Below are 24,637 nucleotides of genomic sequence, written 5' to 3'. Positions count from 1 at the left end.
GTCCTTTAAAATTTGTAGCTCAGTGCAAAACGGTTTTGTAAGAAATTCTTGTCATAGCGCGGAGAAGTCTGAATCCCTGCAAAATTACTGACACTAAAACCTTTCAAAGCACCCGTGAAGTTATAAATGCCAAGCAGCATGTATTCAGATTGGTTTCGACTGGCGATATTTTCAGCCTCTTTTAAATCCATAAATGAATAACGTGCTCCTGCAATCACTTGATCTGTCAGTTTGCCCTCCAAAGACACCATCAAGGCATTGCCCGCACCTAAATCTTGGGTACTGGTAAAAAAAGGTTGTGCAAAAATTTCACCAGACGATGTCTGACTAGCATAAGGCATAAGCAGCGCACCATTTAAATAGCTCTTTTGATCGGGCTTAATATAGTTATAGGCCAGCTTCAAACTGGCAGCCGGTAAAACTTTCAACGCAGCTTGAACACCCCAAACCTGACTATTGATCTCGCCTGCAAGTGCCTTGCCCTGATCCTTGCCAGACATATATTGCAGTGACAATTCAGGAGCATAATTCAATTTTGGAAATGCCAGATCCGCTTGGGTATAGATCAAACGCAGATAATCATCATAATCCTGATACCACAGTTGGGTTTTTAGGGTCTTATCATCCGCTAATGCAAAACGTTTCCCTGCACCAATCGACCAGACCCCATCAGTTTGCAAGTTTGGGTTTTGACGTGAGCTTTTGGTAAACTCATCTTCTGCATAACTTTTATATTTATTCACTTTGGTCAGGCGCAGGAAATCATTGTTATTCCCGATCTGTACATCCGCAGCTTGATATAAGAACATCAAGACACGGCGGTCCGCATAATCGCCCATAAAAGGCAAATTGAGACGCTGATTACCGACGGTCACCCGCGCCAAATCATTTTTCCACGTCAGATAGGCTTCTGCTAAACCATCACGATCTTCTTTTAATTCAGAGACTTCATCATTCTTGTTTTTTTCATCCAAGCGACGCTGAATATCATAGCCAACCCCTGCCTGTACCCCATAAAAAGGCGCTGTTTCATATTTGATATAGCCGCCAATCACCGTGGTATCTTGATTTAAATTATTCACAAAATAACCATTATTGAGTGAATAATACGTAGACTTGACCACGCCATGCACACTGCCACAGGCCACTACAGCAGAGATCGATTCAATTGAATTGTCCTGAGGCTGACAATCTTGTTGCAGATTAAATAAAGCATTTAAGCTGGTATCAGCAGCCCATGCAGGTAGCGTTGTCCCCATTGCGACTGCGAAAGCAACCGATGTTAAGCGAATTTTTTGCATAGATATCCCCTAGATCTTTGATCTAAAAATTGATTTAAAACCTTTAAAACCGACCTGCTGATGCTTTAAAAATCTTGCTTTGCACTTTTTTAAAGCCAAAAACGCCCCCAGACCTATTCAAAATTAAATAAGCGACTTTTAACGATGTGCAGGTAAAAAGCAGGATTCAGTTTGAACATTCAAGCCTGAATCCGTGATGATTAATGCCCTGAGTTTAAGGGCAAGCTTGCCACTTCCACTGATTTTTTAGTGAATGGAAGATGATTGAAAATGATGTTGAGTAGAATTGCAGTGATACAGGTCGAACTGATCCCAGAGTGTAATAACATCTGCACAGAAACAGGAAATTGTGCATAAAACTCATGGTTTACAATCGGAATCATGCCGATCGCCAATGAGGTCGCGACAATAATCAGGTTCTTATGCTCGTTATAATCCACTTTCGCTAAAGTGCGAATTCCACTGGCTGCGACTGTTCCAAACAGGACAATCCCCGCTCCGCCTAATACGGGCATCGGAATGGATGCGACTAAACGCCCCACAATCGGCAGCAAACCTAAAACCATCAGAATTCCGCCTGCAGTTGCCACCACAAATCGGCTTTTAATTCCAGTAATCGCCACCAGTCCCACATTCTGTGCAAATGCCGTTTGCATAAATGAACCAAAGATCGGTGAGATTGCACTCGATAGCATATCGGCACGTAAACCATCCCCAATACGTTTGGAATCGACTTTGCTGCCCACGATTTCACCAATCGCAATAATATCTGCGGTGGTTTCCGTCATCACCACCAAGGTCACAATCACCATGGAAAGAATGGCAGAAAACTCAAAGACAGGAGAACCAAAGTGGAAAAAGCTCGGCAAAGCAAAGATAGAGCCTGAACCGACATTGGAAAAATCAGTGAATCCTGCAAAATAAGCCAGCACGGTTCCCAACACAATGGCAATCAAAATCGCAAGCCGACGTAAGATTTGACTGCGTAACATACTAAAAATAATCACAATCACTAAGGTCATTAATGCCAAACCGACATTGGCTGGATCCCCCCAGTTTTCAGCTTTTGGATTGCCGCCCATAATCCAGCGGATTGCCACAGGCGTCAGCGAAATACCGATCATGGTAATTACACAACCCGTCACCACCGGTGGAAAGAACCGGATAATTTTTGCGAAAAATGGCGTAAGTAACAGGCCAATAATCGACGCCACAATCACAGCACCAAACGCCGAGGCCAAACCACCACCTGTGGTTACGATGGCGAGAATCGTGGCGACACCTGCGAAAGAGACGCCCTGAACAATCGGCAATTTCGCCCCAAAATGCTTGAAACCAACGGTTTGTAAAACGGTGGCAATTCCCCCAACAAATAATGCAGCCGCCACCAATAGTCCAATTTCAGATGCTTGCAAGCCCGCCGCAGCACCAATAATGAGCGGCGGTGCAATGATGCCGCCATACATGGTCAAGACATGTTGCAAACCATAAATCAGGTTTTTGTTCATGCCTAAATATTGATGTTCTGCTGATCCGTGAGCCTCACGGTCTAGGTTGTCTTGCTGCATGGGTTAATTCCTCAAATTAAATTCATAATGTCCACATTGCTTGAATTGGTTTAGCTGCCACGATAGGTTGAATATGAAAACGGGCTGATTAATAACGGCACGTGATAGTGCTGTTGAATATCCATGACCTTAAAATCAATACATACGCGTGGATAAAAACTTTCGGTATTTAAAGCTTGAAAATAATCGGCAACTTCAAAAATTAATTGGTAATTGCTCTGCACAAATACCTCGAGGTTGAATGTTTTAATACGACCATCGGCATCGGTAACTTGTTGATCCAATAAGATATAATTCTGATCCACTTGCTGCAGTAACTTCACCAGTACCTTTGGCGCAGGCTGGCCCAGTGATGCATTTAAAATATGTGTGCTGATACCCGCCATTATTGAATCTCCTGATTTAAACGAAGCAGTGCAATTTCCCCCAATTGCTGCTTCACTTCGGCCTGCTCTTGTTCTACTGTATTTTTGAGTCTGCGTTGCAGTTCGGACAGTATCTGTTGCCCTGAACGACCTGCTGCACGAATCAGATAGATATGGCCAAATTTGTGCTCATAATCTAAATTGCCCTGATAAAGTGCCAGTTGCAGCACTGCATCGGTTTGGATCTGCCCTTGTTCTTGCTGAGAAAACTGCTGTTCTTTTTCAGACAACACCGCTGCCGCTTTTTTCTCACCAATACGTGGATGTTGCGCCAAGGCCGCAGAAATTTCAGGCCATTGCCACGTTTGCGCTTGTGCAAGCGCAGTTTGATAAAGCTGTTCTTTAGAGCTGTATGGACGTTGCTGTAGCAGTTCAGAAATCCAAGTGGGAATGTGCACACAGCCTTGCAAAACCCGTTTGGCCGCATCTGAATCTAGCTGATTGAAAGTTTCGAGTTGCATCGCTGCTCCAATTTAACGCATTGTCTGACTGGTCTGACCAGATATCGTAAATGAAGCAATGAATATGCCAATTTTTGTGCTTAGACCACAAACATCATCAATAAGCTATAAGGTTCAGATTGAAATAAAAAAAACGGCAACCACTAGGGTCACTGCTTTTATCTTAAAAATTTAAAAGAACTTAATTCAAACTATATGCAATCACATAATCACCATGATCAGGCGACTGACGTGCACCGCCCGCAGTAATCAGCACATACTGTTTGCCGTTTTTCGGAGACACATAGCTGATTGGCGTACCTTGACTTCCCACAGGTAAACGTGATTTCCAAAGCTCTTTGCCCGATGATGAATCCAGTGCGCGCAAGTAATAGTCTTGAGTTGCAGCAAAGAAGACTAAACCACCTTGAGTTGCCATTGGCCCCCCAATAGTTGGCATGCCAATTGGAACAGGCAAGCCCATTTTGATTCCCATCGGCCCAGTATCCTGTACGGTTCCCATTGGCACTTGCCATGCAATTTGACGGGTTTTCATATCCACTGCCGTCATGGTGCCATATGGTGGTTTTTGACATGGAATCATCAATTTCGACCAGAAACGATCTTTATTGACTTTGTACGGTGTTCCTTTCATTGGCACCGCACCCATACCCGTATTGACTTTTTCACCACCATTGGCCTGAACAGCCAAGTCTTCTGGGGTTTGTTCAATCAACTGAATCCATAAGCCTAAGCGCATGTCATTGACGAACATATATTGATGGCTTGGATCAAAGGCTATACTGCCCCAGTTCATGCCACCTAAAGAACCAGGGAAGCTCAAGGATTTATCTGTACCTGGTGCGGTAAATAAACCTTCATAACGCATCGATTTAAAGTTAATTCGACACATTAGTTGGTCAAATGGCGTTGCACCCCACATATCCGATTCGGTTAAGGTTTGATTGCCAATCTGTGGCATTTCCACCGAACGTGGTTGAGTCGGGCTGTATTGCTCACCTTTGATATCGGCAGGTTTCACTGGCTGCTCAATCACTTTGGTGAGTGGTTGGCCCGTGACACGATCCAAGACAAAGAACTGACCTGATTTGGTGCCAATCACTACGGCGGGTTTATTGCTGCCATCCTGCATTGGGAAATCCACCAAGCTGGGTTGCATTGGCAAATCAAAATCCCACAAGTCATTATGAACAGTCTGGTAGACCCACTTTTCCTTGCCTGTGGTCGCATCTAAAGCCAGAACAGAAGAATTATATTTATGGTCTAAAGGTTGACGATTACCGCCCCACACATCCACAGATGAGCTACCCATTGGCAAGAATACCGTGTTCATCTGCGGATCATAAGACATGGCTGCCCAAGAGTTTGCTGAACTACGTTTATAGGTTTCGCCTTCTTTTAACACATGGTTTGGATCAGGATTACGTGGATCAAAGGCCCAACGTAATTCACCTGTAATGACATCGTATGCACGAATCACCCCACCCGGCATATCGGCGGCAAAGTTATCGGCAATTCGACTCCCCACCACAATCACTGTCCCCGCAATGGTTGGTGCAGATGTCACCTCAAAACGTGGTGCAGTAGTGCCCTCACCTAGACCTTTCAGAAGATCTACTGTTCCCTCTACACCAAAATCTTTACAACGCTCACCTGTATCTGCATTAACAGCGATTAAGCGACCATCTGGTGTATTGGTATAGACTCGACGTAAGCATGAAGTATTATTTGCCACCGCTTTTACCTGTGTCGCTCCAGCCAGAGTCGGCTGAACCAAGGCTTGGGTAGAATCAAAATAAGCAACACCACGGCAACGTTCCCATGCATCCGACTTGGAATTGACTTCTGCTTTCCAAAGTTGTTTACCAGAGTCCGCTTCCAAGGCAAAAATATTGTTATGCGGCGTACATAAGAAAATCTTATTACCCACTTGTAATGGTGTCATTTGGTCTTCTGCACCATTTCCCGAACCTGTGGTGAAATCACCCGTTCGGAAACGCCAGACCTCTTTTAATTGATGTACATTATCTCGTGTGATCTGATCCAATGCAGCAAAACGGCTCCCCCCTGAATCTTGACCATAATGCTGCCAGTTGGTCTGTTTCATATCAGTTTTCACAGGAACCAAAGGCAAGGCCTGACCAGAGACAGCAACCGTTGGATGTGGCTGGAACATCTGATAAAAACCAATCACCATGCCGATAACCGTCAATATTCCCAAACCATAAGCAGGTAGATCTGCACTCGGCTGAAATTGATAACGGCGAATGGCAGGTAAAGTAAACATCAGCGCGGCAAATAAGCCTGCTGGGAACATCAGTCTTGAAAATAAAGGCCAGAATTCCCAACCTGCATCAATCAATGACCAGATGATCGTTCCTGCAAAAACTAGACTGAATAACCAGACACCCAGCGCTTTTTTCTTAAAAATAAAAACAGCAGAGATCAGCGTGAATACACCCGAGATCACGAAATACCATGATCCACCCAACGTCGCGAGTTGAAACCCACCGACTGTAAAAAACAAGCCTGTGAGTAACAAAACTAAGGCCAAAATAAAGCACCATATTTTGAGTATGGTCTGTGAGCTTGAAGTTTCAGTCATCGCTCATTCTCCTATATTAGAAATTCACGCGCATGCTCAGGCCTGCAACCCATGCATCATCGACCTCTTTAACACCCGCAGGTTGATGGATATATTGCAAGTTCGGTCTCAACATCACCGCAGGTGACCACTGATAGGTGTAATTCAGTTCAACATTGAGCTCATCACGCTGAACGGGTACATAATCTGCAGCAAGCGCATCGTATTGCTGATAACCGCGAGTTTCATTGAGTGCAATTTGACGATCTTTATAACGATCATTAACGAGATAATTGGCAATACCAAAACCAATTGAGTCATTTGGACGACCATCAAAAGGTCCTTTGTACCAGAGAGCTAATTGCTGCGTACTTTGAACTGCTGTGGTGGCTTTATCATTAATTACGGCATTGAAACTGACGTACAAACCACGCTTTGGATCATTGCCTGTTTGACTCAGTTGTTGTTGTGCATTTATCCAGAAACTATGTTTACCATCATGTACCTTGCCCACGGTCGCAATATCATTGGCTTGGGCTGTTGAATACAATGCACCGATTTTATATTCGCCTGATAAGCCATTAAAGGCTGCAAGTTTTGGTCGCCATGCCAGTTCGACAGGAATAGTCGCACCTTTGACATGGTCCATATCCAGATTAAAACCATCACGATTGCGATCAGTTTTAATATTATCTGGATTAACTTCGTAGACACCGACACCTAACGTCCATTCAGGTGCAAATTGATATTTAACATTGGCACCCCATAATCCAACAGGTAAGTTGTACCAAATTGAACCAATCGACTTCCCAAGCTGACCACCACACAGTAACAGGTTCTGAAATTCGCATTGCGAGCCATTAAAATCTTCTGACATGCCCATACGGCCAATCTTGAACTGCACCGTATTATCCACAAAGCCCTTTTTCACCCATGCCTGACTCAAACGCCAGATTTTGCCGCGACCATAGATTTCCTGTGAATTGCCTAGTGCGCTAGAACGCGGATCTTTAATTCGATCCAAGGTTAAGGCATTACCATCACGTTTGGTGATTAAAAGGCTGGCACTGGTATCTTTCCAGCCCGCAATTTTCTCTAAATCGAAATTGGCACCTAACGACAGTTGCGCAGCATTTTTAAAGGCATTGTCATCGTTATAGCCTCCATCCAAGTTGGTGGCACTTTGACTCATGATCGAGGCAGTAAATTTATAGCCTTCTTTTTCCAATTGCTGACGCTGACCATTCCAATCACCCAGTAACCATTGACGATCCTGTGACCATGGTTGATCAGCAAAACTAGATTGAGCAGCACATATAGCAACTGCTAGACAGCTCAGTTTGAGCAATAATGCATTCGACTTCATATTCGGCCTCCTTGCCGTTTATTTCAGTTTTACGGCTGAACTGAGTTCAGATGTTGCACCTACACGGTCAGTGATCGTTGCTGTCACTGAAGCCACTTGGATTGTTGGTTTCCAAGTCAGCATTGCGGTTCCTTGTGCATTGGTTGCAGCAACTGCTGAACCTAAATAAAGCTCTGCTTCATTTGAATTTACTGATGTGTTGCCAAAAAACTCGACCTGATAACGCTTGTTCGGCTGGCCTTTGACCTCGACTGAAATTTGTCCTTTGGACAAGCTTAATTTCGGTGCCTGAATATTCTGGTTGGGTTGAGCATTACAGCCTTGCTCATCGGGTGTGTTGCAGGTTTTTTGCAAATTGGCAGGATCAATCTTGACCCCATGACCACGTGAACCGACGAAATGTGCATGCTCTAAACCCGGAATATCGAAGATAATCGCGCCGACGCGTTGATTCGGTACACAACTTCCACCCGCCTCACAACGTTTAATGTCTTTGCCATTATTCCAGATTAAGTTTTTGGTCAGAGTAATGTGGGCATTGGCATCTTTTTCAGAGCGGATCGCGATTCCCACCCGATTGCCATGTACTTTATTACCGTCAAAAATATTGCCATCACCAGTCAGGTTAAAACCATTGGAGTTATTGGTCAGTTCGTTATAGGCAATGTAGTTGCGCTTACCCCAGTTGATCTGTAAACCATCTGAGTAATTTTCAAATTTATTGCCAATCACGGCATTGTCATTGCCCCACAGAATCTCAATCCCTTGTGATGGTTCAGGATTTGCTGCTGTAGAAATAAAATGGTTATTGGCGACCAAGTTAAATGCTGCGCCACGAGTCAGTTCAAGTCCGTCACCATTGTCCTGAAAATAGTTGTTCAATACTTTGTTGTTATTGGTGGTGGTCGCCGTTGGATTGCCCTTGCCATCATCTCCAGTCAGCATCACCCCTGCACCGCCATAGTTGTGCATGATACGGTTGTTTTGAATCAGGTTATTGCTGGCACGGTTCATCAAAATCCCAATACAGAAATGACGGATTTCTAAGCCTTGGATGGTGACACCATTGATGTCGCGTAATACGATGCCCGGCAAAGTGGTTGTACGGACATTGGTGCCGAATTGTCCTTCGACTGCACCTGGGCAAGCTTCTACCCCTGTGCCTTTAATATAATTTGATCCATCGACCGCGATAAATTCACCCGTTTTTGCCCATTGTGTACCGATCAATTTTACAGGCGCTTTGATCTCAGGTAATGGACTGTTGACCTTGATTGCATAGGGTGCTTTCCCTACCGCTTGAATCAGAATCTCACTGGCTTCTGTCGGTTTGCGATTGGCTTGTTCAATTGCCCAACGTAAAGAACCTTTATCATTGTCATCTTGATAACGATCAACAATATAAGTTTCTGCTGCTGCCCAACCCGAAACGGCCATAGCGATGGCTAAAGTACTTAAACGTACATAAATTGCTTTCATGTCTAAAAAATCCTTTTTAAATTATTGTGTCGGTTGAACCGTTTTTAAAAACTGTTTCAGTTGCGTGACGTCAATCTGCCCCGGTGCCGAAGCTTCGCCAATCATGCCAAAACTGAAACTGCCACCCATATTTGCAGTGGCAATCCGAGAAATTGTCCCGAGTTTACCCATCGACATAGTGAGCAATGGCTTTTTAGATTGTTGACTGACGTTTAAAGTCGCATTCATCAGGGTAAATACGTCTTGTTTGCTTTGCGGCATCACTGCAATTTTAAGAATATCTGCGCCTAACTCATCCTGCTTGAGTAGGCGCTGGATGATTTCGGCCTCAGGTGGTGTTTTTTGAAAATCATGATTGGACATCACAATCAGCACTTTTTTCGCATGCGCCAATTTGACCGTATTCTTCACAATTTGCTGATCACGGAACATTTCTACATCAAGCATGTCCATAAATGGCTGCTGTAAATACGCTTGATAGGTCTTGCCATAATCTGCATCGCTAATGGTTAGCTGTCCCCCTTCGTTATGAGTACGAATCGTGGCAATCATCGGCTTAGCACCCAGAATCTGTTTTAGCTCTTGGCCCAAGGCAATCACTTGCTTGCTATCATTGGCAAAGTTCAGTAAATCAATCCGAAACTCCGCGAGATTAGCATCAGGATTCGCGGCAATCACTTTTGCCTGAGCAATTGCCTGCTCTTTGGTTTTGGCTGTGATGGGTACAATAGTTTTGACAGGCAGCTTTGCCAGTTCAGCTAACTCAACCTGCTTTTGTTGATGATCTTGCGCTTGTACGCTTTGAACCATCAATAAGGGGCTCAATGCAAAGATGAATGCTGCAATTTTTTTCCTATCCATGAAGATTTTCCTTTTTTAATATGTCCCTATATAGATATGGAAACCAAAGAGTATGGTGTTTCAAACTCTTTAATAGGTTTTCCACATAAACACTTGTGTGATATCTGATACTCGGAGACGTCATCCGCAACTGTCTGAGTCAGGACCAAACCAATAAAATGCACTTTCTGCGATCGCATCGAGACGTGCTGGTCTGGAACGAGTTTTGCGGTGAGCAGCGATTTAGCTGCGCAAGATGGTTGCCCTTGCGTAGCTTCGCTCCTCATCCCGAAATACTTACGAAGCTTTAAACGCGTCTCAGGTCGAGCCGACGGCTTATCCTAAGATAAGATGAGAACTCAATAAGACTCCGCTATTAGCCATAACCCTCAAATATCAAAAAACACGGTTTCATCATCACCCTGAATACGAATATCAAAGCGATAAACCACTTCCCCATCCACTTCACTGCGTTTGGCGATTAAAGTCTGGCGACGTACTGCCCATTCAATGCTGTTTAGAATTGGATCATTGGCATTGGCATCCACTTCATCTTCAAAATAAATACGGGTATGCAAACCAATATTGATACCACGGGCAAAAACTGCGACAGCAATATGCGGTGCTTGAATTGAGCCTTTACGGCCTGCAACAGCGCCTGGTTTTACCGTATTAAAACTCCAGAAGCCTGTTTCAAAATTAGCCCCTGTACGGCCCCAACCTAGAAAATGCGGATCGGCAGTTTTGCCTTGGGTGTCTGCCTGACTTGGATAAACCCCATTGGCATCCGCCTGCCAGATTTCCAGCAATACATCTCGTAATGGCAAACCCAGCCCGTCAAACACTTGACCTTCCAGACGAATCCGTTGCCCTTGTGTTTGCTCATTGACTAACTGGTGATTGAAATTATGCTCAAATACTTCGATATTGGCTTGTTGCGGTAGTAAACCGATATGTACATAAGGACCACCCGTTTGTGATGGGGTTTCCTTCAATTCCTGAAAATTCCATGCATTCATCGTATGTTTCCCTTAAGTCAAATCATTTTCAAAATAAGTCGCACGACGACCACGAAGATGAATATCAAAGCGGTAACAACGGCTATCTGCTTCAATAAAATTGTTTTTATCTTCCAATGCAATCAAGGCACGACGTTGGTCTTCAGATGGAATGGTTTTTAAAATCGGGCAAGTATCAATCAAGGTATCGCCTTCAAAATAGAACTGCGAAATCAAACGCTGAGCCCAACCATCTGCAATCAGGGAGAAATGAATATGTGCTGGGCGCCACTCATTAATCCGGTTACGCCAAGGATAAGGGCCGGGTTTAATGGTGCGGAAGATATAGAAGCCATTTTCATCAGTTAAAGTACGACCACAGCCCCCAAAGTTAGGGTCCATCGCACCAATAAATTTATCATTTGGATGACGATACCGACCTGATGCATTGGCCTGCCACACTTCTAATAAGGCATTTTTCACAGGACGACCAAACTGATCACGCACATATCCATGCACAATAATCCGTTCACCAACAGGTAGACCTTCTTTGGCGTAATTCAAGATCAGGTCATTATCTTTAGGGCCAAAAATACTCGGTGAAAAATGCGGTGATGTGACTTCAGTCAAGGTCTCATTAATTGAGATCAAGGCATTCTTGGGCGAGCGTAATACACTGGTCTTATAACCAGGTGTATATGCTGGCGGATGATCATCGGTATTACGTTGTGGGTATGCCCCTAATGTATGCTTTAACATGCCTGTCTCCTTAATCCTGTGGTTGTGCTGCAACGGGTTGCACGTCGATGCCAAGTTCTTTAAAGACTTCTTCGGCCATATGCATCGCCGCATTGGCTGCGGGCAAACCAGCATATAAAGCACTATGTAAAATCAGTTCCTTTAATTCATCTTTAGTCACACCGTTATTGAAGCAGGCACGTAAATGCATTCTGAGTTCGTCTTCACGACCCAAAGCCAATAAGATGGCAATCGTGACCAAACTACGGGTATGACGTGGCAAGCCTTCACGTGACCAGACTTCGCCCCACGCAAAACGACTAATAAAATTCTGGAAATCCTGATTGAAATCATTGAGGTTCGCTAAAGAGCGGCCGACATGTGTTTCACCCAGTACTTCAGTACGGACTTTCAGTCCTTGTTGATAACGTTGTTCATCATTCATGAAGGTTGCTCCTCATTTTGAAAATATGAGCCTTAAGTTGCATCGGTATGAGCAACGAGAGATTTAACAAAAATTGCGATGGCCGCTGCCGTAGCAGGAATCATCAATAAACTAAGAATGGCGGTAAACGACCAGTCATTGCCCAATAACACTGCACCAATCCATGCACCAAACACGGCACCGAAACGGCCAATCCCAGTCATCCACGCAATACCCGTTGCACGACATTGGGTTGGATAGAAACGTGCACTTAAGGCAGGCATAGACGATTGCGCACCATTAATGGCAATGCCTGCACAGAGCACCAACACAGCCAATAAAGTTGGATTGCTCAGGCTTTGCCCAACAGCAACGGCAAATAAACCTGCAATAAAATAGAAGCCCGAAATAATGCGATTTGGATTAAAACGATCCATTGCCCAACCAATGAACAAGGCACTGAGTACGCCACCGAATTGGAACAATCCGCCGATAAACGCAGCGCGCTCCATGGTTGCACCTGTTTCACGCATTAAAGTTGGTAACCAACTGGTCAGCAAATAAATCACCACCAAGCCCATAAAATAGGTCGACCACAATAAAACCGTGCCTTTGGCATATTGTTTGGAGAACAGCATGCCAAATACATTTTTCTTTTCTGCAACAGCAGACTGTTCTTCTGGAATATGGAAATGTTCGACTGTTTGAACTTTTTCAGGAGCAATATGACTTAAAATTTTGCGGACTTTTGCAGGGTCTTGACCTTTCACGATGAGGAAACGATAGGACTCAGGTAATAAGAAAATCACCAAGACCATCAGAATTAATGGCGTCCATCCACCCAATAAAAACAGACTATGCCAACCATAAGTCGGAATCAGCCAACTGCTGATAAAACCGCCTGTTGCCATACCTAAGTTATAGCCACAGAACATACAGGTCACCAGTAAAGAGCGACTCCGTTGCGGGCAATATTCTGAAAATAAAGTGGTCGCATTCGGCATCGCCGCGCCTAAACCAATACCTGTTAAAAAGCGCAATACCACCAAACTATTTAAGTCTGGCGCATAAGCCGAAGCCAAGGTAAAACCACCAAAAATCAACATAGAGATGGTTAAAACGATTTTTCGTCCAAATCGATCCGCTGTTGGTCCTGAAACCAGTGCTCCAATGATCATGCCACCGAGTGCAGCACTCATGACTGGCCCAAGTTGAGAGCGATCAATGCCCCAATCCTGAGCCAACGCGGGTGCAATAAAACCCATTGCGGCAGTATCGATTCCATCGACAAATACAATGAGAAAACAAATAATTGCGATCATCCATTGATACTTGCTCACAGGTGCCTCATTAATCAGTGCCTGTGCATCCATACTGTTTTTTTGGGCAGCAAATTCCTGTGCCATAGTTGCCTCCTTGTAGGCGAATTCCTTTCTAACCCTTCTGGTTATATGTTTTGAATAAACTTGGACAATGTCTGATTGAACACTTGCGGTTGTTCAATATTGGATAAATGCGACGCCGCCAAGATTTCAAGCTGACTGGTTGCAATGAGTTGATGCGTAAACTCTGCATCTTGAACCGTTGTGACAGGATCGTACTGCCCTGCAATAATTAAAGTGGGAATCTGAATTTGAAGCAGTTGATCTCGAACATCAGCATGCGCTAAAGCACGACATGCATTGACATAACCCTGTGCAGGTGTCAGCGCAAGACTTTGAATGGTCTTTTGCGCTAAAACATCATGCGCATAATCAAAATGTTCACTAAACCAACGTGTATGCGTGGTCTTTACAATTTCGGCCAAGCCGTTTTGTTCAACACTCTCTGCACGGCTATTCCACGCTTCGGCAGTACCAATTTTTGCAGCTGAATTTGCCACGCTAATACTGTGAAAACGTTCTGCATGATAGATCGCTAAAGCCAATGCAGTAATCCCGCCCATTGAAATGCCACAGAAATGAACTTTTTCAATGGCTAAGGCATCTAAAATATCGATCACATCTTCTGCTAGGTTTTGCAAGGTCGTATCGGCAATGACTGCGCTTGCACCATGTCCACGTGTGTCATAGGTGATGACCTGATAATGCTCAGCCAAAGCTGTCACTTGCGCCTGCCACATACCATGATCAGTTCCCAAAGAATTAGAGAACATAATCACAGGTGCATCTTTCGAACCTTGCACTTGAACGGCAAGCGGATGTCCTTGGCGATTATTGATATGCGTGATCATGTGCTTACTCTCCTTTTGCTGCGTCTAGCACGGCATCAATTTGCGCCTGAATATTTCCCAGATAAGTTGCTGGCTGGAACAGCTCATCCAAGGCCTGATCATTAAAATGTGTGTTGACTTCATCCATCGCTGACAAAATGGTTTTTAGATGCTGCTGTTGAGCAACCGCCTGCTGACAGGCCTGCTCAACCAGATGATGCGCATTCATACGCCCAAGCTTTGGTGCCAGCGCCATCATCACCGCTTCGGCCATGATCAAACCTTGTGTACATTCAAGATTGCGTTGCATTGCCTCTGCATTGACTTGCAGATGCTCAAGCACATCGCAGCTACGTTCTAAAGCACCCGCACATAACTGGAAAATTTCTGGGATTGCCAGCCATTCTGCATGCCATGCACCCAAAGCACGCTCATGCTCTTGCAGCATGCTTTGATAGACACTCGCCATTAAGGCAGGCACACGATTGGCTGCGGCAAGAATTGAGGCTGCGGCAACAGGATTACGCTTATGCGGCATGGTTGATGAACCACCACGCCCTTTTGCTGCAGGTTCAAAAACTTCTGCGATTTCAGTTTGCATCAGCAATGACCAGTCTTTCGCTATCTTGCCAACATTTCCAACGATCAAAGCAAGCATACTGGCAAGTTCAACCATACGGTCGCGTTCACCATGCCAAGTACATTCTGGTACGGTTAAATGAAGTTGCGCAGCAAAAGCTTCAACTACCGCTGAACCTTGATCTTGTAAAGATGCCAGTGAGCCTACTGCACCACCGAGCTGCACAGTGAATACACGACTTTTCATTGTCTGTAGACGATCAAGATCACGTTTCAAAGCTGCTGCCCAACGCGCAAATTTATGTCCCAAAGTAATCGGCAAAGCTTGCTGTAACCAAGTCCGTCCAATCATGACCTGATGGCGGTATTGCTGGGCTTGCTTTAAGGACGTTCGATAGGCCTGTTGCAGTTGCTGTTCGATCAATGCCAAAGCATCACGACTCTGCAAAATCGTTGCCGTATCAATGATGTCTTGACTGGTCGCACCCCAATGCACATAGCGAGCAGCATCTTCATCCTGCTGTTTCACCAAAGCGGTGAATTGCTTGACCAATGGAATCGCAACATTACCAGCCAATCCTGCTGCTGTAGCCAACGCATCTATATCGATTTGTGCTACAGCATTGTGTCCGACCTGTTCAATCATCGTTGCCGCTGAAGCAGGAATCACATTGACCTGTGCCTGAGCTTTGGCTAAAGCCACTTCGGCTTGAATCATATAACTCAATAAAGCTTGATCACTAAAAATGGCAGTGACTTCAGGCTGATAAAATAAGCTGGCGTATAACTGGCTCATGACAGACCTCACTCAACACGTTGAATAATCAAGGCAATACCCTGACCAACACCAATACACATCGAACACAGGGCGTACTGACCTTTGATTTGTTCAAGCTGATTCAAGGCTGTGGTGACTAGACGCGCACCAGAGGCACCTAAAGGATGACCTAACGCAATTGCACCGCCATTCGGATTAATTCGTGCATCATCATCCGCCAAACCTAAATCACGAGTGACGGCTAAAGCTTGTGCTGCAAAAGCTTCGTTTAGTTCAATCACATCCATTTGTTCTAGCGTGAGATTGGCCTGTTTTAGTAATTTCTTGATGGCAGGCGCAGGTGCAAAACCCATAATCCGTGGTTCAACACCGACAGTGGTGGCTGCAATGATTTTGGCACGGGGTTTTAATTGATATTTTTCCACCGCTTGATCCGAAGCAATGAGCAAGGCAGCAGCACCATCATTAATTCCAGAGGCATTGCCCGCCGTGACGGTACCTTCGGCTTTAACCACACCTTTAAGTTTGGTTAGGGCTTCCAAAGTCGTTGATGCACGTGGATGCTCATCACGTTCTACCACAACTGCATCACCCTTACGCTGTGGAATCGTCACAGGCACGATTTCATTGGCGAAGAAGCCTTTGGCTTGTGCGGTTGCAGTACGTTGTTGGCTGTTGAGCGCAAATTGGTCTTGATCGGCACGATTAATGTTGAATTGTTCCGCCACGTTTTCCGCGGTTTGTGGCATGCTGTCCACGCCATACATTTCTTTGAGTTTTGGATTGATAAAACGCCAACCCATGGTGGTATCTTCAATCTTTTGACTACGGCCAAAGGCGCTGTCAGCTTTACCCATCACATAGGGTGCACGGCTCATACTTTCCACACCACCCGCAATAATCAGATCAGCCTCATTGGCTTTAATGGCACGGGCAGCCATCGCAATCGCATCCAGTGACGAACCACACAAACGGTTCACTGTGGTGGCGGGCACTTGATAAGGCAAGCCTGCCAATAGTGCCGACATACGTCCCACATTACGGTTGTCTTCACCCGCTTGGTTGGCACAGCCATAGATCACATCATCGACGTGTTGCCAATCGACACTTGGGTTACGTTGCATCAAAGCCTGAATTGGAATCGCTCCCAAGTCATCAGCACGTACAGGTGCAAGACCGCCAGCATAACGACCTAATGGGGTACGGATGGCATCGATGATATAAGCGTTTTTCATGTGTTTTTCCCTTTAATCCATGTCTGGCTCATTTAGACTCAATTTCGCTCTAAGTGTTTCGCGGCGGCGACATGGATGTCGCCTGTTGGACTGTGGTATATGGATATACCATCAGTCCAACAAAGATTTTTGTTACTTTTCATCTTTGAAAAGTAAGATCTCGCCTATACAAAAAGCTTTTGAGCATGACCATAATTTGTGGCAGTGCTGGTTTTATGGATCAATTGCATCAATCAGTTTTGCACCCGTCAAAGCTTGCAATTCCTCAAAGCTCAGACCGTCTACTTTCTCAATCACTTTTAAACCGTCAGCAGTCACATCAATCACACACAGGTCGGTGTAAATTCGATCAACACATTTCAAACCTGTTGCTGGATATGAAAGCGCTTCAACAATCTTCGGTTCACCTTGCTTGGTGGTGTGGTCGGTGGTGATAAACACTTTCTTAGCACCCACTGCTAAATCCATGGCACCACCGACTGCAGGAATCGCATCTGCTGCACCGGTATGCCAGTTGGCCAGATCACCATTGGCTGCCACTTGGAAAGCACCCAATACCGCGATATCCAAATGACCACCACGCATCATGGCAAAGGAGTCGCCATGATGGAAAAAACTGCCACCAGTGAGCATAGTGACGTATTCTTTACCTGCATTGATCAGCTCAGGATCTTCTTCACCTTTGGCAGGCGGTGGCCCAAATGCCAGCAAGCCATTTTCCGAATGCAGGAATACATCTTTATCGGCAGGAAGATAATTGGAAATCTTGGTTGGAAGACCGATGCCTAAATTGACATAAGCACCATCGGGAATATCTTGTGCGACACGTTCAGCAATTTGGTCACGGCTTAGTTTTTGATAGCTCATGTTTATGCTCCTGCGCCATTGGTTGCTTCGACAGCGACCACATGCTGGACAAAGATCCCTGGGGTAATGATATGTTCAGGATCAAGTTGACCGAATTCGACCAGTTCAGACACTTGAGCAATAGTGACATCCGCCGCCATGGCCATGATTGGGCCAAAGTTACGTGCAGATTTGTTGTAGACCAGATTGCCCCAGCGGTCGCCCTGATGAGCTTTGATTAAGGCAAAATCAGCTTTGATCGGATATTCAAGCACATAGTCTTTGCCCTCGATATGACGGGTTTCTTTGCCTTCTGCCAATAAAGTACCGAAGCCTGTTGGGGTAAACACAGCACCGAGTCCCATACCTGCCGCTTGAATACGACACGCCAGATTGCCTTGTGGCACCAGTTCCAGTTCAATCTTGCCAGCACGATACAGTTCATCGAAGACCCATGAATCCGACTGACGTGGGAAGGAACAGATAATTTTACGTACCGCACCTGTTTTAAGTAGTTTGGCCAAGCCATAATCGCCATTACCAGCATTATTATTGACGATGATTAAGTCTTTAATACCAAGTTCGATTAGTCCATCAATCAATTCAGCGGGTTGTCCTGCGGTGCCAAAGCCACCAATCATGATGGTGGCGCCATCCTTGATCTGTGACAATGCCTCAGTCAATGTGAGCGTACTTTTATCAATCATCTACCTACTTCCTGTACGATGCATCACTCGTATTTTCATCCTGAAAACCGATGAAATTAAGTCGAGTGCTTTGTTCGGATTTCTTCTATTTATTCTTGATAAATTCTGCGCTGAGTTCTAGGTTTAAAAGTGCATTTTGTTCGATGATTAATTTTTATGTTCGATGATCGAACATTATCCAAGTAAATTAGTCATCTTTCGCTTAGAATGTTTTTGATAGAAAAACCGCTTTAGCAAGGATGTCTAAATTATGGAAAATGATCACAACCAAAGTCCACGTTTGATTCATCACACCGAAAACAAAAAAATGATCCGGCATGAAGACTTTATTGCAGGAATCGCGAAAGGCTTGGCAATTTTGGAATGCTTTGGGCCTGACCGTCATCGTCTCAACATGAGTACCGCAGCAGAAAAAACAGGCATGACGCGTGCCGCTGCTCGACGGCATTTATTGACGTTAGAATACTTAGGCTATTTGGATTTCGACGGACATTATTATTATTTATCGCCCAAGATCCTTAAATTCTCTGGGGCTTATTTAGATGGCTCCCCACTTCCTAAAATCTGTCAGCCTTTATTAAACCTTTTAACCAATCAAACTTCGCTGATTTATTCGGTGATGGTTTTAGATGGTTATGAAGCGATTACCATTGCCCGTAGTGCTGCTCATCAACAAACCGATCGGGTCAATCCGTACGGTTTACACTTAGGCAATCGCCTTCCTGCCCATGCAACCTCTGCCGGAAAGATTTTACTGGCTCATTTAACCCCTGAAGCACAAAAGCGATGGTTAGAAAAATACCCGTTAAAACGTCTCACCAAATATACCCATACCGAAACTGATCTATTTTTAGAATTACTGCATGAAATCAAAGAGCAAGACTGGTGCTATTCCTGTGAAGAACACGAATTGGGCGTGCATGCTGTGGCCGTACCGATTTATGATTCCAATGCAGCCGTTGTTGCTGCCTTAAATATCGTATCCCCCACTATGCGCACCACCAAAGATTATTTAATTGCTCATATTTTACCTTTACTACAAGAAACAGCTCGTGACTTACGTCAAGTGATTTAATCAGACAAAAAAAAAGCCACATCTGGAAATGTGGCGAAAGGTGTATTGCTGCTACGGCTTATGTCCGTATCTTTAAATTAATCACCTTTGCTTAAATGAACATTAATTTAGTGAACATTCATTATATTTTTTACTAGTACATCGATATTTCAATTTTTCAGTACAAGCTTATGTCAGCAAAATATTAAATTCAGAAATGAAGCGACACACGTTTTAAACTAAATAATTTTTAGAAAAAAGGTTTAGATCCAACCAATATTTAACACTATTCATCTTATTTGATATGTATTTCACAAAATATAAAGCTTGGCCTTAAATGTTATTTTTTGTATAAAAAAACAACATCATGTAACAAACACATTAAATTTGAAGTTTATGCATCACGCATATCCTCTTATAAAAAAACAACTCATTGATATATAAATAATTTAATAAAAACAATACCTTGAAAACCTATCCATTTGTATTCGCTAGAGAAGCATAGTATTTTAAAAAAACATGAAAAATAAATAAATTCAAACCTAAAGAAAGATAGATCGAATAATAAAAGTGAGATCGAAAAATGATTGAATGGTTACAAGGCGAATTAAAACATAGTCCAGAGATTTTATTGTTCTTATCTTTGGCAATCGGTTTCTGGATTGGTCAATTTCAATTCGGAAAATTTCAGTTCGGTGGTGTAGCAGGTTCCCTACTTGTTGCAGTCGTGTTAAGTCTAATCGGTGTCCCTGTTGATAATGGGGTTAAGGCCATTCTATTTGCATTATTCATTTATGCAGTTGGTTTTGAAAGCGGTCCCCAGTTTTTTAAATCTCTCGGTCCCCAATCAATTAAAGAAATTCTGTTAGCTGTCTTTATGGCAGTCAGTGGCTTAATTACGGTATTGGTGATGGCAAAGCTGTTCCACCTTGATAAAGGCTTAGCAGCTGGGCTGGCCGCAGGTGGCATGACCCAATCTGCAATTATCGGTACTGCGGGTGATGCGATTTCCCGTCTCGATCTCCCTTTAGCTGAGATTCAAAAGCTGCAAGCCAATGTCGCCATCGGCTATGCCGTGACTTATATTTTTGGTTCACTGGGTGCCATTATTGTCTGTGTGAATATCCTGCCTAAATTTATGGGCAAAGAAATTCACGATGATGCTTTAAAAGCACAGTCTGAACGTCTCAAGGGTGCTTTTGAATTAGCGCCTGGTCAAGAACTTGCAATGCCTGAAATTGTTGGTCGCATCTATAAAGTCAAACAAGCCAATGGGCAAACAGTGGCAGAGCTTGAAGCTCAACAAAGCAGCATCACCATAGAAAGACTAAAACGTAAAGATCAGTTTGTGGATGTTGCACCCGAAGTTATTTTGCAAACCGATGATGTACTGTTATTGGTCGGACGTCGTGCCAGTGTGGTGGCTGTTTCAGACCAAATTGGTCCTGAGTTACAGTCCTCACAAGGCATGGAAATGATTATGGACACCACCGATGTGATCCTGCGAAATTCCAAATATATCAATCGTAGTTTGGGTGATATCAAAGCCAATACTCCTGCCTATTTAAAGCATGGGATTTACGTACTGGCGATTAAACGTAACGATGAAACCCAAAGCTTGAGTGATGATACCGTGCTACAGCAAGGCGATGTCATTACCGTTTATGGGACTAAAAGTGACCTTGATCGTTTAGTCAAAGAAGCAGGTACAGCACTGCCAGAAAGCTTAAAAACCGACTGGATTTTCCATGGTGCAGGTCTGGTTGTCGGCTTACTGATCGGTCTGTTTGTAATCCGTATTGGCGATGTCCCTCTAACACTGGGTGCAGGTGGCGGTGCGCTACTCTCAGGCCTTCTATTTGGTTGGTTACGCAGTCGCAATCAGGTTCATGGCAACATGCCTTTAGCCGCATCACAACTGCTTAAAGATTTGGGTCTGGCAGGATTCGTGGCTGCGGTTGGCTTGCAATCTGGTCTACAAGCCATTCAAACCATTAAAGATAGTGGTCTGTCCCTATTTATGATTGGCGTCGTGGTTACCTTAGTTCCACTAATTCTTTCCATGCTTTTCGCACGTTATGTATTGCGTTATCAAAATGTTGCGGTTATGGCAGGTGCCTTATCAGGTTCACGCAGTGCCAACCCAGCCTTTGGTGCGATTTTAGATAAAGCAGGAAATTCCATTCCCACAGTTCCATTCGCCATTACTTATGCACTGGCAAACGTATTCTTGACCTTGCTTGGCCCCCTCATCGTCGGCCTTGCCTAAAGATAATTTGTATTCAATCACTTATTGCGTCAACTATAATTAAGGAGACTTCCCATGGGGAACGTTGATTATTCAAAATACTCAAAACTCAGTCCATTCGAACTCAAAGATAATTTAATCGAACTTGCCCAAAGCAAAACAGACAGAATGATGCTGAATGCAGGACGCGGCAATCCGAACTTTTTAGCCACCATTCCACGTCGAGCCTTCTTTCAATTGGGGCTATTTTCCACCACCGAGTCAGAGTTTTCGTTCTCCTATATGCCAGAAGGTTTGGGCGGATTCCCTCGCCCTGTTGGTCTGCAATCTCGCTTCGATAATTTCATTATGCACAATCGGGATAAACCAGGTGTGGTCTTTCTCGGCAAAGCCATTTCCTATGTCCGAGATCAGCTTGGCTTAGACCCAGATGCTTTTCTACTGGAAATGGTCGAGGGAATTTTAGGTTGTAACTACCCTGTTCCAGACCGCATGCTGCGCATCAGCGAATCAATTATCAAAGAATATATATTGCGTGAAATGGGCGTCCAAGGGATGCCTAAAGAGAGTTTGGACTTGTTTGCTGTCGAAGGTGGAACGGCGGCAATGGCCTATATTTTTAACTCTTTAAAAGAGAATAAAATTATTGCCAATGGCGATCGGATTGCAATTGGCAGCCCCATTTTCACGCCCTATCTAGAAATTCCAAAACTGAACGACTATCAGCTAGAAGAAGTCCTCATTGAAGCCGATCCAAACCTTGGTTGGCAATATCCTGAATCTGAACTACGAAAACTGGAAGACCCATCGATTAAAGCCTTCTTCCTTGTCAATCCAAGTAACCCTCCTTCAGTAAAGCTGAGTGATGAAGGCTTGGCAATCTTGGCTGATATCGTGAAAAAACGACCTGACCTGATTATTTTAACGGATGATGTGTACGGTACTTTTGCAGACAATTTCAAATCACTGTTTGCGATCTGCCCAGACAATACCATTTTGGTCTATTCATTCTCGAAATATTTTGGGGCAACCGGTTGGAGATTGGGCGTGATTGCGCTCTCAAACAATAATATTCTGGATCAAAAGCTAGCGGCACTGTCGAAAAAAGACAAGAAAGCACTGGAAGAACGCTATTCATCTTTAACTACCGATCCAGCCAAGATCAAATTTATTGATCGTCTGGTCGCGGATAGCCGCAATGTGGCACTCAACCACACGGCGGGTCTTTCTACACCACAGCAAGTACAAATGGTACTGTTTGCCCTGTTCAATATGATGGATTCGCAACAGAACTATAAAAAAGCAGTCAAATCCGTGGTGCGTGAACGTGATGCAGCTCTATATCGTCAATTGGGGGTTGCAGTCCCATCTGATCCAAACTCAGTCGATTACTATACTTTGGTGAATTTAGAAAATACCTCTCGAACCCTCTATGGCGATGAGTTTGCAGATTGGGTGATGAAAAATAAGAATCCGACCGAATTATTATTCCGCGTTGCTGATGAAACAGGTGTGGTGCTCTTACCTGGTTCTGGCTTTGGGGTACAGCATCCTTCTGCCCGTGCGTCATTGGCCAATCTGAATGAATACCAATATGCCGCAATTGGAGACTCGTTAAGACGTTTTGCCGAAGAAGCCTATCAAGAGTACTTAAAAACCAAGAAAGGCAAAAAATAAATCCGAATCAATGTTCATGATCAATAAAAAAAGCAGCTTCAGCTGCTTTTTTTATACTTTCAGAATCAAAATTTTAAATTAAAGATCAAGTACCAGCTTTTTACCTTTAGCCCGCGATACACAGATCATCATCGATTGCTGTGAGGCTTTTTCATCATCGCTCAGATATTGGTCAAAATGCTCAGCTTCACCTTCCAGAATCGTCGTTTCACACGTGCCACAGACTCCTTCACGGCATAAACATTCCACATCAATATTGAGCAATTCAATCGCTTGTAAAATGGTTTGATTGCCTTGCACTTCGACTTGCTGATTGGATTTTGCCAGCACCACTGTAAATGCTTCACCCTCTTCAGGCACCGTAGATGCAAACTGTTCCCAATGGATATATTCATCGCGGTAACGATGATAATTACAACGATCGATCACCGCATCAATCATTGGCTTCGGCCCACATACATAGACATGCGTACCTTTCGGTTGAGACCCAATCAGTTGGTCCAGATCCAGACATTTTCCTTCTGAGTCAACATAGCTAATAATATGTTCACTATGTTTTTGTTTGAGTTCTTCCAACAGTGCCGCATGCTCTGGTGAACGGTAGGCATAATGCAATTCATAGTCGACACCACGCGCAGCCAACTCATCCATTTGTGGTACAAACGGGGTAATCCCTATACCACCCGCAATCAGAATATGTTTCTCACCATCTGCCGCCAATGGAAACAAATTCTTCGGTTCAGAAATCAGAATTTCACAGCCTTCATTGCACTGATCATGCATATAGACTGAACCACCTTTACCTTCAATATCTTTACGGACACAGACTTGATAAGTTGATAGATCTTGAGCACAGCTCATCAGTGAATAGGCATTGGATAGCTGATCATTCATTTTCACAATGATATGACTACCACCATCGAATTGAGGGAAATTTTGTCCGTCCTGACGTTTAAATGTAAATCGTTTGATCAGTGGAGTCAGTTGCTCTACCCGTGTGACCACCGATGCAAACATTTCATAATGACTAGCCATGTCTAAATCCTCTTTACCGCATGCTGCTCATCTAAGCATTTTCTAATTTTAAGCGCATATTGCCTGTTGACCCTCGGTGAAG

21 protein-coding genes are annotated in these 24,637 nt (G+C 44.1%); 3 read left to right on the top strand and 18 right to left on the bottom strand.

Annotation, left to right across the window (positions count from 1 at the left end; translation table 11 throughout):
* Positions 1-5: 5 nt before the first annotated feature.
* The 17 genes from V6E90_RS04030 to V6E90_RS03950 all read right to left on the bottom strand — a co-directional run bounded on the left by V6E90_RS04030 (position 6) and on the right by V6E90_RS03950 (position 18,541).
* The gene (locus V6E90_RS04030; protein WP_332604582.1) at positions 6-1,301 is read right to left on the bottom strand and encodes an OprD family outer membrane porin; all 1,296 of its coding nucleotides are present in this window, start codon (positions 1,299-1,301) and stop codon (positions 6-8) included.
* A gap of 200 nt (positions 1,302-1,501) precedes the next feature.
* Positions 1,502-2,869, bottom strand: a complete 1,368-nt coding sequence (locus tag V6E90_RS04025; protein ID WP_332604581.1) for a nucleobase:cation symporter-2 family protein — start codon at positions 2,867-2,869, stop codon at positions 1,502-1,504.
* Between the two features lie 50 nt (positions 2,870-2,919).
* Entirely contained in the window at positions 2,920-3,255 is a 336-nt protein-coding gene (uraH, locus tag V6E90_RS04020) for a hydroxyisourate hydrolase (protein ID WP_332604580.1), read from the bottom strand.
* Positions 3,255-3,755 (bottom strand): 2-oxo-4-hydroxy-4-carboxy-5-ureidoimidazoline decarboxylase, encoded by a 501-nt coding sequence (gene uraD, locus V6E90_RS04015; RefSeq protein ID WP_332604579.1) that lies wholly within the window; start codon positions 3,753-3,755, stop codon positions 3,255-3,257. Before uraD ends, uraH begins: the two co-directional genes overlap by 1 nt.
* A 181-nt stretch (positions 3,756-3,936) precedes the next feature.
* Entirely contained in the window at positions 3,937-6,360 is a 2,424-nt protein-coding gene (locus V6E90_RS04010) for a glucose/quinate/shikimate family membrane-bound PQQ-dependent dehydrogenase (RefSeq protein ID WP_332604578.1), read from the bottom strand.
* A 16-nt stretch (positions 6,361-6,376) separates the two neighbouring features.
* On the bottom strand, positions 6,377-7,705 hold the full coding sequence (locus V6E90_RS04005; protein WP_332604577.1) for a carbohydrate porin: 1,329 nt from the start codon (positions 7,703-7,705) through the stop codon (positions 6,377-6,379).
* A gap of 18 nt (positions 7,706-7,723) precedes the next feature.
* Complete coding sequence (locus V6E90_RS04000; RefSeq protein ID WP_332604576.1) at positions 7,724-9,184, bottom strand: right-handed parallel beta-helix repeat-containing protein; 1,461 nt, start codon at positions 9,182-9,184, stop codon at positions 7,724-7,726.
* Positions 9,185-9,205: 21 nt separating this feature from the next.
* Complete coding sequence (gene aroD / locus V6E90_RS03995) at positions 9,206-9,994, bottom strand: type I 3-dehydroquinate dehydratase (RefSeq protein WP_442881253.1); 789 nt, start codon at positions 9,992-9,994, stop codon at positions 9,206-9,208.
* Positions 9,995-10,413: 419 nt separating this feature from the next.
* The gene (gene pcaG, locus V6E90_RS03990) at positions 10,414-11,043 is read right to left on the bottom strand and encodes a protocatechuate 3,4-dioxygenase subunit alpha (RefSeq protein ID WP_262758575.1); all 630 of its coding nucleotides are present in this window, start codon (positions 11,041-11,043) and stop codon (positions 10,414-10,416) included.
* Between the two features lie 12 nt (positions 11,044-11,055).
* Positions 11,056-11,781 carry a protocatechuate 3,4-dioxygenase subunit beta gene (gene pcaH / locus V6E90_RS03985; protein ID WP_004806145.1) on the bottom strand — a complete coding sequence of 242 codons (726 nt, stop codon included), beginning with the start codon at positions 11,779-11,781 and terminating at the stop codon, positions 11,056-11,058.
* Positions 11,782-11,791: 10 nt separating this feature from the next.
* Positions 11,792-12,205, bottom strand: coding sequence for a 4-carboxymuconolactone decarboxylase (gene pcaC, locus V6E90_RS03980; protein WP_023270418.1), 414 nt, complete (start codon positions 12,203-12,205; stop codon positions 11,792-11,794).
* A gap of 32 nt (positions 12,206-12,237) precedes the next feature.
* Positions 12,238-13,590: an MFS transporter gene (locus V6E90_RS03975; protein WP_065342297.1), complete on the bottom strand. Its 1,353-nt coding sequence runs from the start codon at positions 13,588-13,590 to the stop codon at positions 12,238-12,240.
* Positions 13,591-13,631: 41 nt separating this feature from the next.
* Positions 13,632-14,417 carry a 3-oxoadipate enol-lactonase gene (gene pcaD / locus V6E90_RS03970; protein WP_332604574.1) on the bottom strand — a complete coding sequence of 262 codons (786 nt, stop codon included), beginning with the start codon at positions 14,415-14,417 and terminating at the stop codon, positions 13,632-13,634.
* 4 nt (positions 14,418-14,421) lie between these two features.
* Positions 14,422-15,771: a 3-carboxy-cis,cis-muconate cycloisomerase gene (locus V6E90_RS03965; RefSeq protein WP_332604573.1), complete on the bottom strand. Its 1,350-nt coding sequence runs from the start codon at positions 15,769-15,771 to the stop codon at positions 14,422-14,424.
* Positions 15,772-15,779: 8 nt separating this feature from the next.
* On the bottom strand, positions 15,780-16,988 hold the full coding sequence (gene pcaF / locus V6E90_RS03960) for a 3-oxoadipyl-CoA thiolase (RefSeq protein ID WP_332604572.1): 1,209 nt from the start codon (positions 16,986-16,988) through the stop codon (positions 15,780-15,782).
* Between the two features lie 213 nt (positions 16,989-17,201).
* On the bottom strand, positions 17,202-17,855 hold the full coding sequence (locus tag V6E90_RS03955; RefSeq protein WP_332604571.1) for a 3-oxoacid CoA-transferase subunit B: 654 nt from the start codon (positions 17,853-17,855) through the stop codon (positions 17,202-17,204).
* A gap of 2 nt (positions 17,856-17,857) precedes the next feature.
* Positions 17,858-18,541: a 3-oxoacid CoA-transferase subunit A gene (locus V6E90_RS03950; protein ID WP_332604570.1), complete on the bottom strand. Its 684-nt coding sequence runs from the start codon at positions 18,539-18,541 to the stop codon at positions 17,858-17,860.
* A 250-nt stretch (positions 18,542-18,791) separates the two neighbouring features.
* Here V6E90_RS03950 and pcaU point away from each other — a divergent pair, with 250 nt between their 5' ends.
* The 3 genes from pcaU to V6E90_RS03935 all read left to right on the top strand — a co-directional run bounded on the left by pcaU (position 18,792) and on the right by V6E90_RS03935 (position 23,520).
* Positions 18,792-19,616, top strand: coding sequence for an IclR family transcriptional regulator PcaU (gene pcaU, locus V6E90_RS03945; RefSeq protein ID WP_332604569.1), 825 nt, complete (start codon positions 18,792-18,794; stop codon positions 19,614-19,616).
* Positions 19,617-20,178: 562 nt separating this feature from the next.
* Positions 20,179-21,864 carry an aspartate-alanine antiporter gene (gene aspT / locus V6E90_RS03940; protein WP_332604568.1) on the top strand — a complete coding sequence of 562 codons (1,686 nt, stop codon included), beginning with the start codon at positions 20,179-20,181 and terminating at the stop codon, positions 21,862-21,864.
* Between the two features lie 54 nt (positions 21,865-21,918).
* Complete coding sequence (locus tag V6E90_RS03935; RefSeq protein WP_332604567.1) at positions 21,919-23,520, top strand: bifunctional aspartate transaminase/aspartate 4-decarboxylase; 1,602 nt, start codon at positions 21,919-21,921, stop codon at positions 23,518-23,520.
* A 78-nt stretch (positions 23,521-23,598) separates the two neighbouring features.
* Here V6E90_RS03935 and cntB read toward each other — a convergent pair whose 3' ends face one another.
* Complete coding sequence (gene cntB, locus V6E90_RS03930) at positions 23,599-24,555, bottom strand: carnitine monooxygenase, reductase subunit CntB (protein ID WP_016542896.1); 957 nt, start codon at positions 24,553-24,555, stop codon at positions 23,599-23,601.
* Positions 24,556-24,637 lie beyond the last annotated feature (82 nt).

The sequence above is a fragment of the Acinetobacter sp. ESBL14 genome (assembly GCF_036668815.1).
In the GTDB taxonomy this organism is placed as follows: Bacteria; Pseudomonadota; Gammaproteobacteria; order Pseudomonadales; family Moraxellaceae; genus Acinetobacter; species Acinetobacter gyllenbergii.
This window is presented reverse-complemented; position numbering and strand designations above follow the sequence as displayed.

What these genes read in the sequence shown, in the direction of transcription:
- V6E90_RS03955 (WP_332604571.1), bottom strand. Translation starts at nt 17,855, where the DNA reads ATGAGCTATCAAAAACTAAGCCGTGACCAAATTGCTGAACGTGTCGCA.
- uraH (WP_332604580.1), bottom strand. Translation starts at nt 3,255, where the DNA reads ATGGCGGGTATCAGCACACATATTTTAAATGCATCACTGGGCCAGCCT.
- V6E90_RS04000 (WP_332604576.1), bottom strand. Translation starts at nt 9,184, where the DNA reads ATGAAAGCAATTTATGTACGTTTAAGTACTTTAGCCATCGCTATGGCC.
- pcaH (WP_004806145.1), bottom strand. Translation starts at nt 11,781, where the DNA reads ATGTTAAAGCATACATTAGGGGCATACCCACAACGTAATACCGATGAT.
- aroD (WP_442881253.1), bottom strand. Translation starts at nt 9,994, where the DNA reads ATGGTTCAAAGCGTACAAGCGCAAGATCATCAACAAAAGCAGGTTGAG.
- aspT (WP_332604568.1), top strand. Translation starts at nt 20,179, where the DNA reads ATGATTGAATGGTTACAAGGCGAATTAAAACATAGTCCAGAGATTTTA.
- V6E90_RS04010 (WP_332604578.1), bottom strand. Translation starts at nt 6,360, where the DNA reads ATGACTGAAACTTCAAGCTCACAGACCATACTCAAAATATGGTGCTTT.
- V6E90_RS04005 (WP_332604577.1), bottom strand. Translation starts at nt 7,705, where the DNA reads ATGAAGTCGAATGCATTATTGCTCAAACTGAGCTGTCTAGCAGTTGCT.
- pcaD (WP_332604574.1), bottom strand. Translation starts at nt 14,417, where the DNA reads ATGATCACGCATATCAATAATCGCCAAGGACATCCGCTTGCCGTTCAA.
- V6E90_RS03950 (WP_332604570.1), bottom strand. Translation starts at nt 18,541, where the DNA reads ATGATTGATAAAAGTACGCTCACATTGACTGAGGCATTGTCACAGATC.
- pcaG (WP_262758575.1), bottom strand. Translation starts at nt 11,043, where the DNA reads ATGAATGCATGGAATTTTCAGGAATTGAAGGAAACCCCATCACAAACG.
- V6E90_RS03975 (WP_065342297.1), bottom strand. Translation starts at nt 13,590, where the DNA reads ATGGCACAGGAATTTGCTGCCCAAAAAAACAGTATGGATGCACAGGCA.
- pcaC (WP_023270418.1), bottom strand. Translation starts at nt 12,205, where the DNA reads ATGAATGATGAACAACGTTATCAACAAGGACTGAAAGTCCGTACTGAA.
- cntB (WP_016542896.1), bottom strand. Translation starts at nt 24,555, where the DNA reads ATGGCTAGTCATTATGAAATGTTTGCATCGGTGGTCACACGGGTAGAG.
- V6E90_RS04030 (WP_332604582.1), bottom strand. Translation starts at nt 1,301, where the DNA reads ATGCAAAAAATTCGCTTAACATCGGTTGCTTTCGCAGTCGCAATGGGG.
- V6E90_RS04025 (WP_332604581.1), bottom strand. Translation starts at nt 2,869, where the DNA reads ATGCAGCAAGACAACCTAGACCGTGAGGCTCACGGATCAGCAGAACAT.
- pcaU (WP_332604569.1), top strand. Translation starts at nt 18,792, where the DNA reads ATGGAAAATGATCACAACCAAAGTCCACGTTTGATTCATCACACCGAA.
- pcaF (WP_332604572.1), bottom strand. Translation starts at nt 16,988, where the DNA reads ATGAAAAACGCTTATATCATCGATGCCATCCGTACCCCATTAGGTCGT.
- V6E90_RS03965 (WP_332604573.1), bottom strand. Translation starts at nt 15,771, where the DNA reads ATGAGCCAGTTATACGCCAGCTTATTTTATCAGCCTGAAGTCACTGCC.
- uraD (WP_332604579.1), bottom strand. Translation starts at nt 3,755, where the DNA reads ATGCAACTCGAAACTTTCAATCAGCTAGATTCAGATGCGGCCAAACGG.
- V6E90_RS03935 (WP_332604567.1), top strand. Translation starts at nt 21,919, where the DNA reads ATGGGGAACGTTGATTATTCAAAATACTCAAAACTCAGTCCATTCGAA.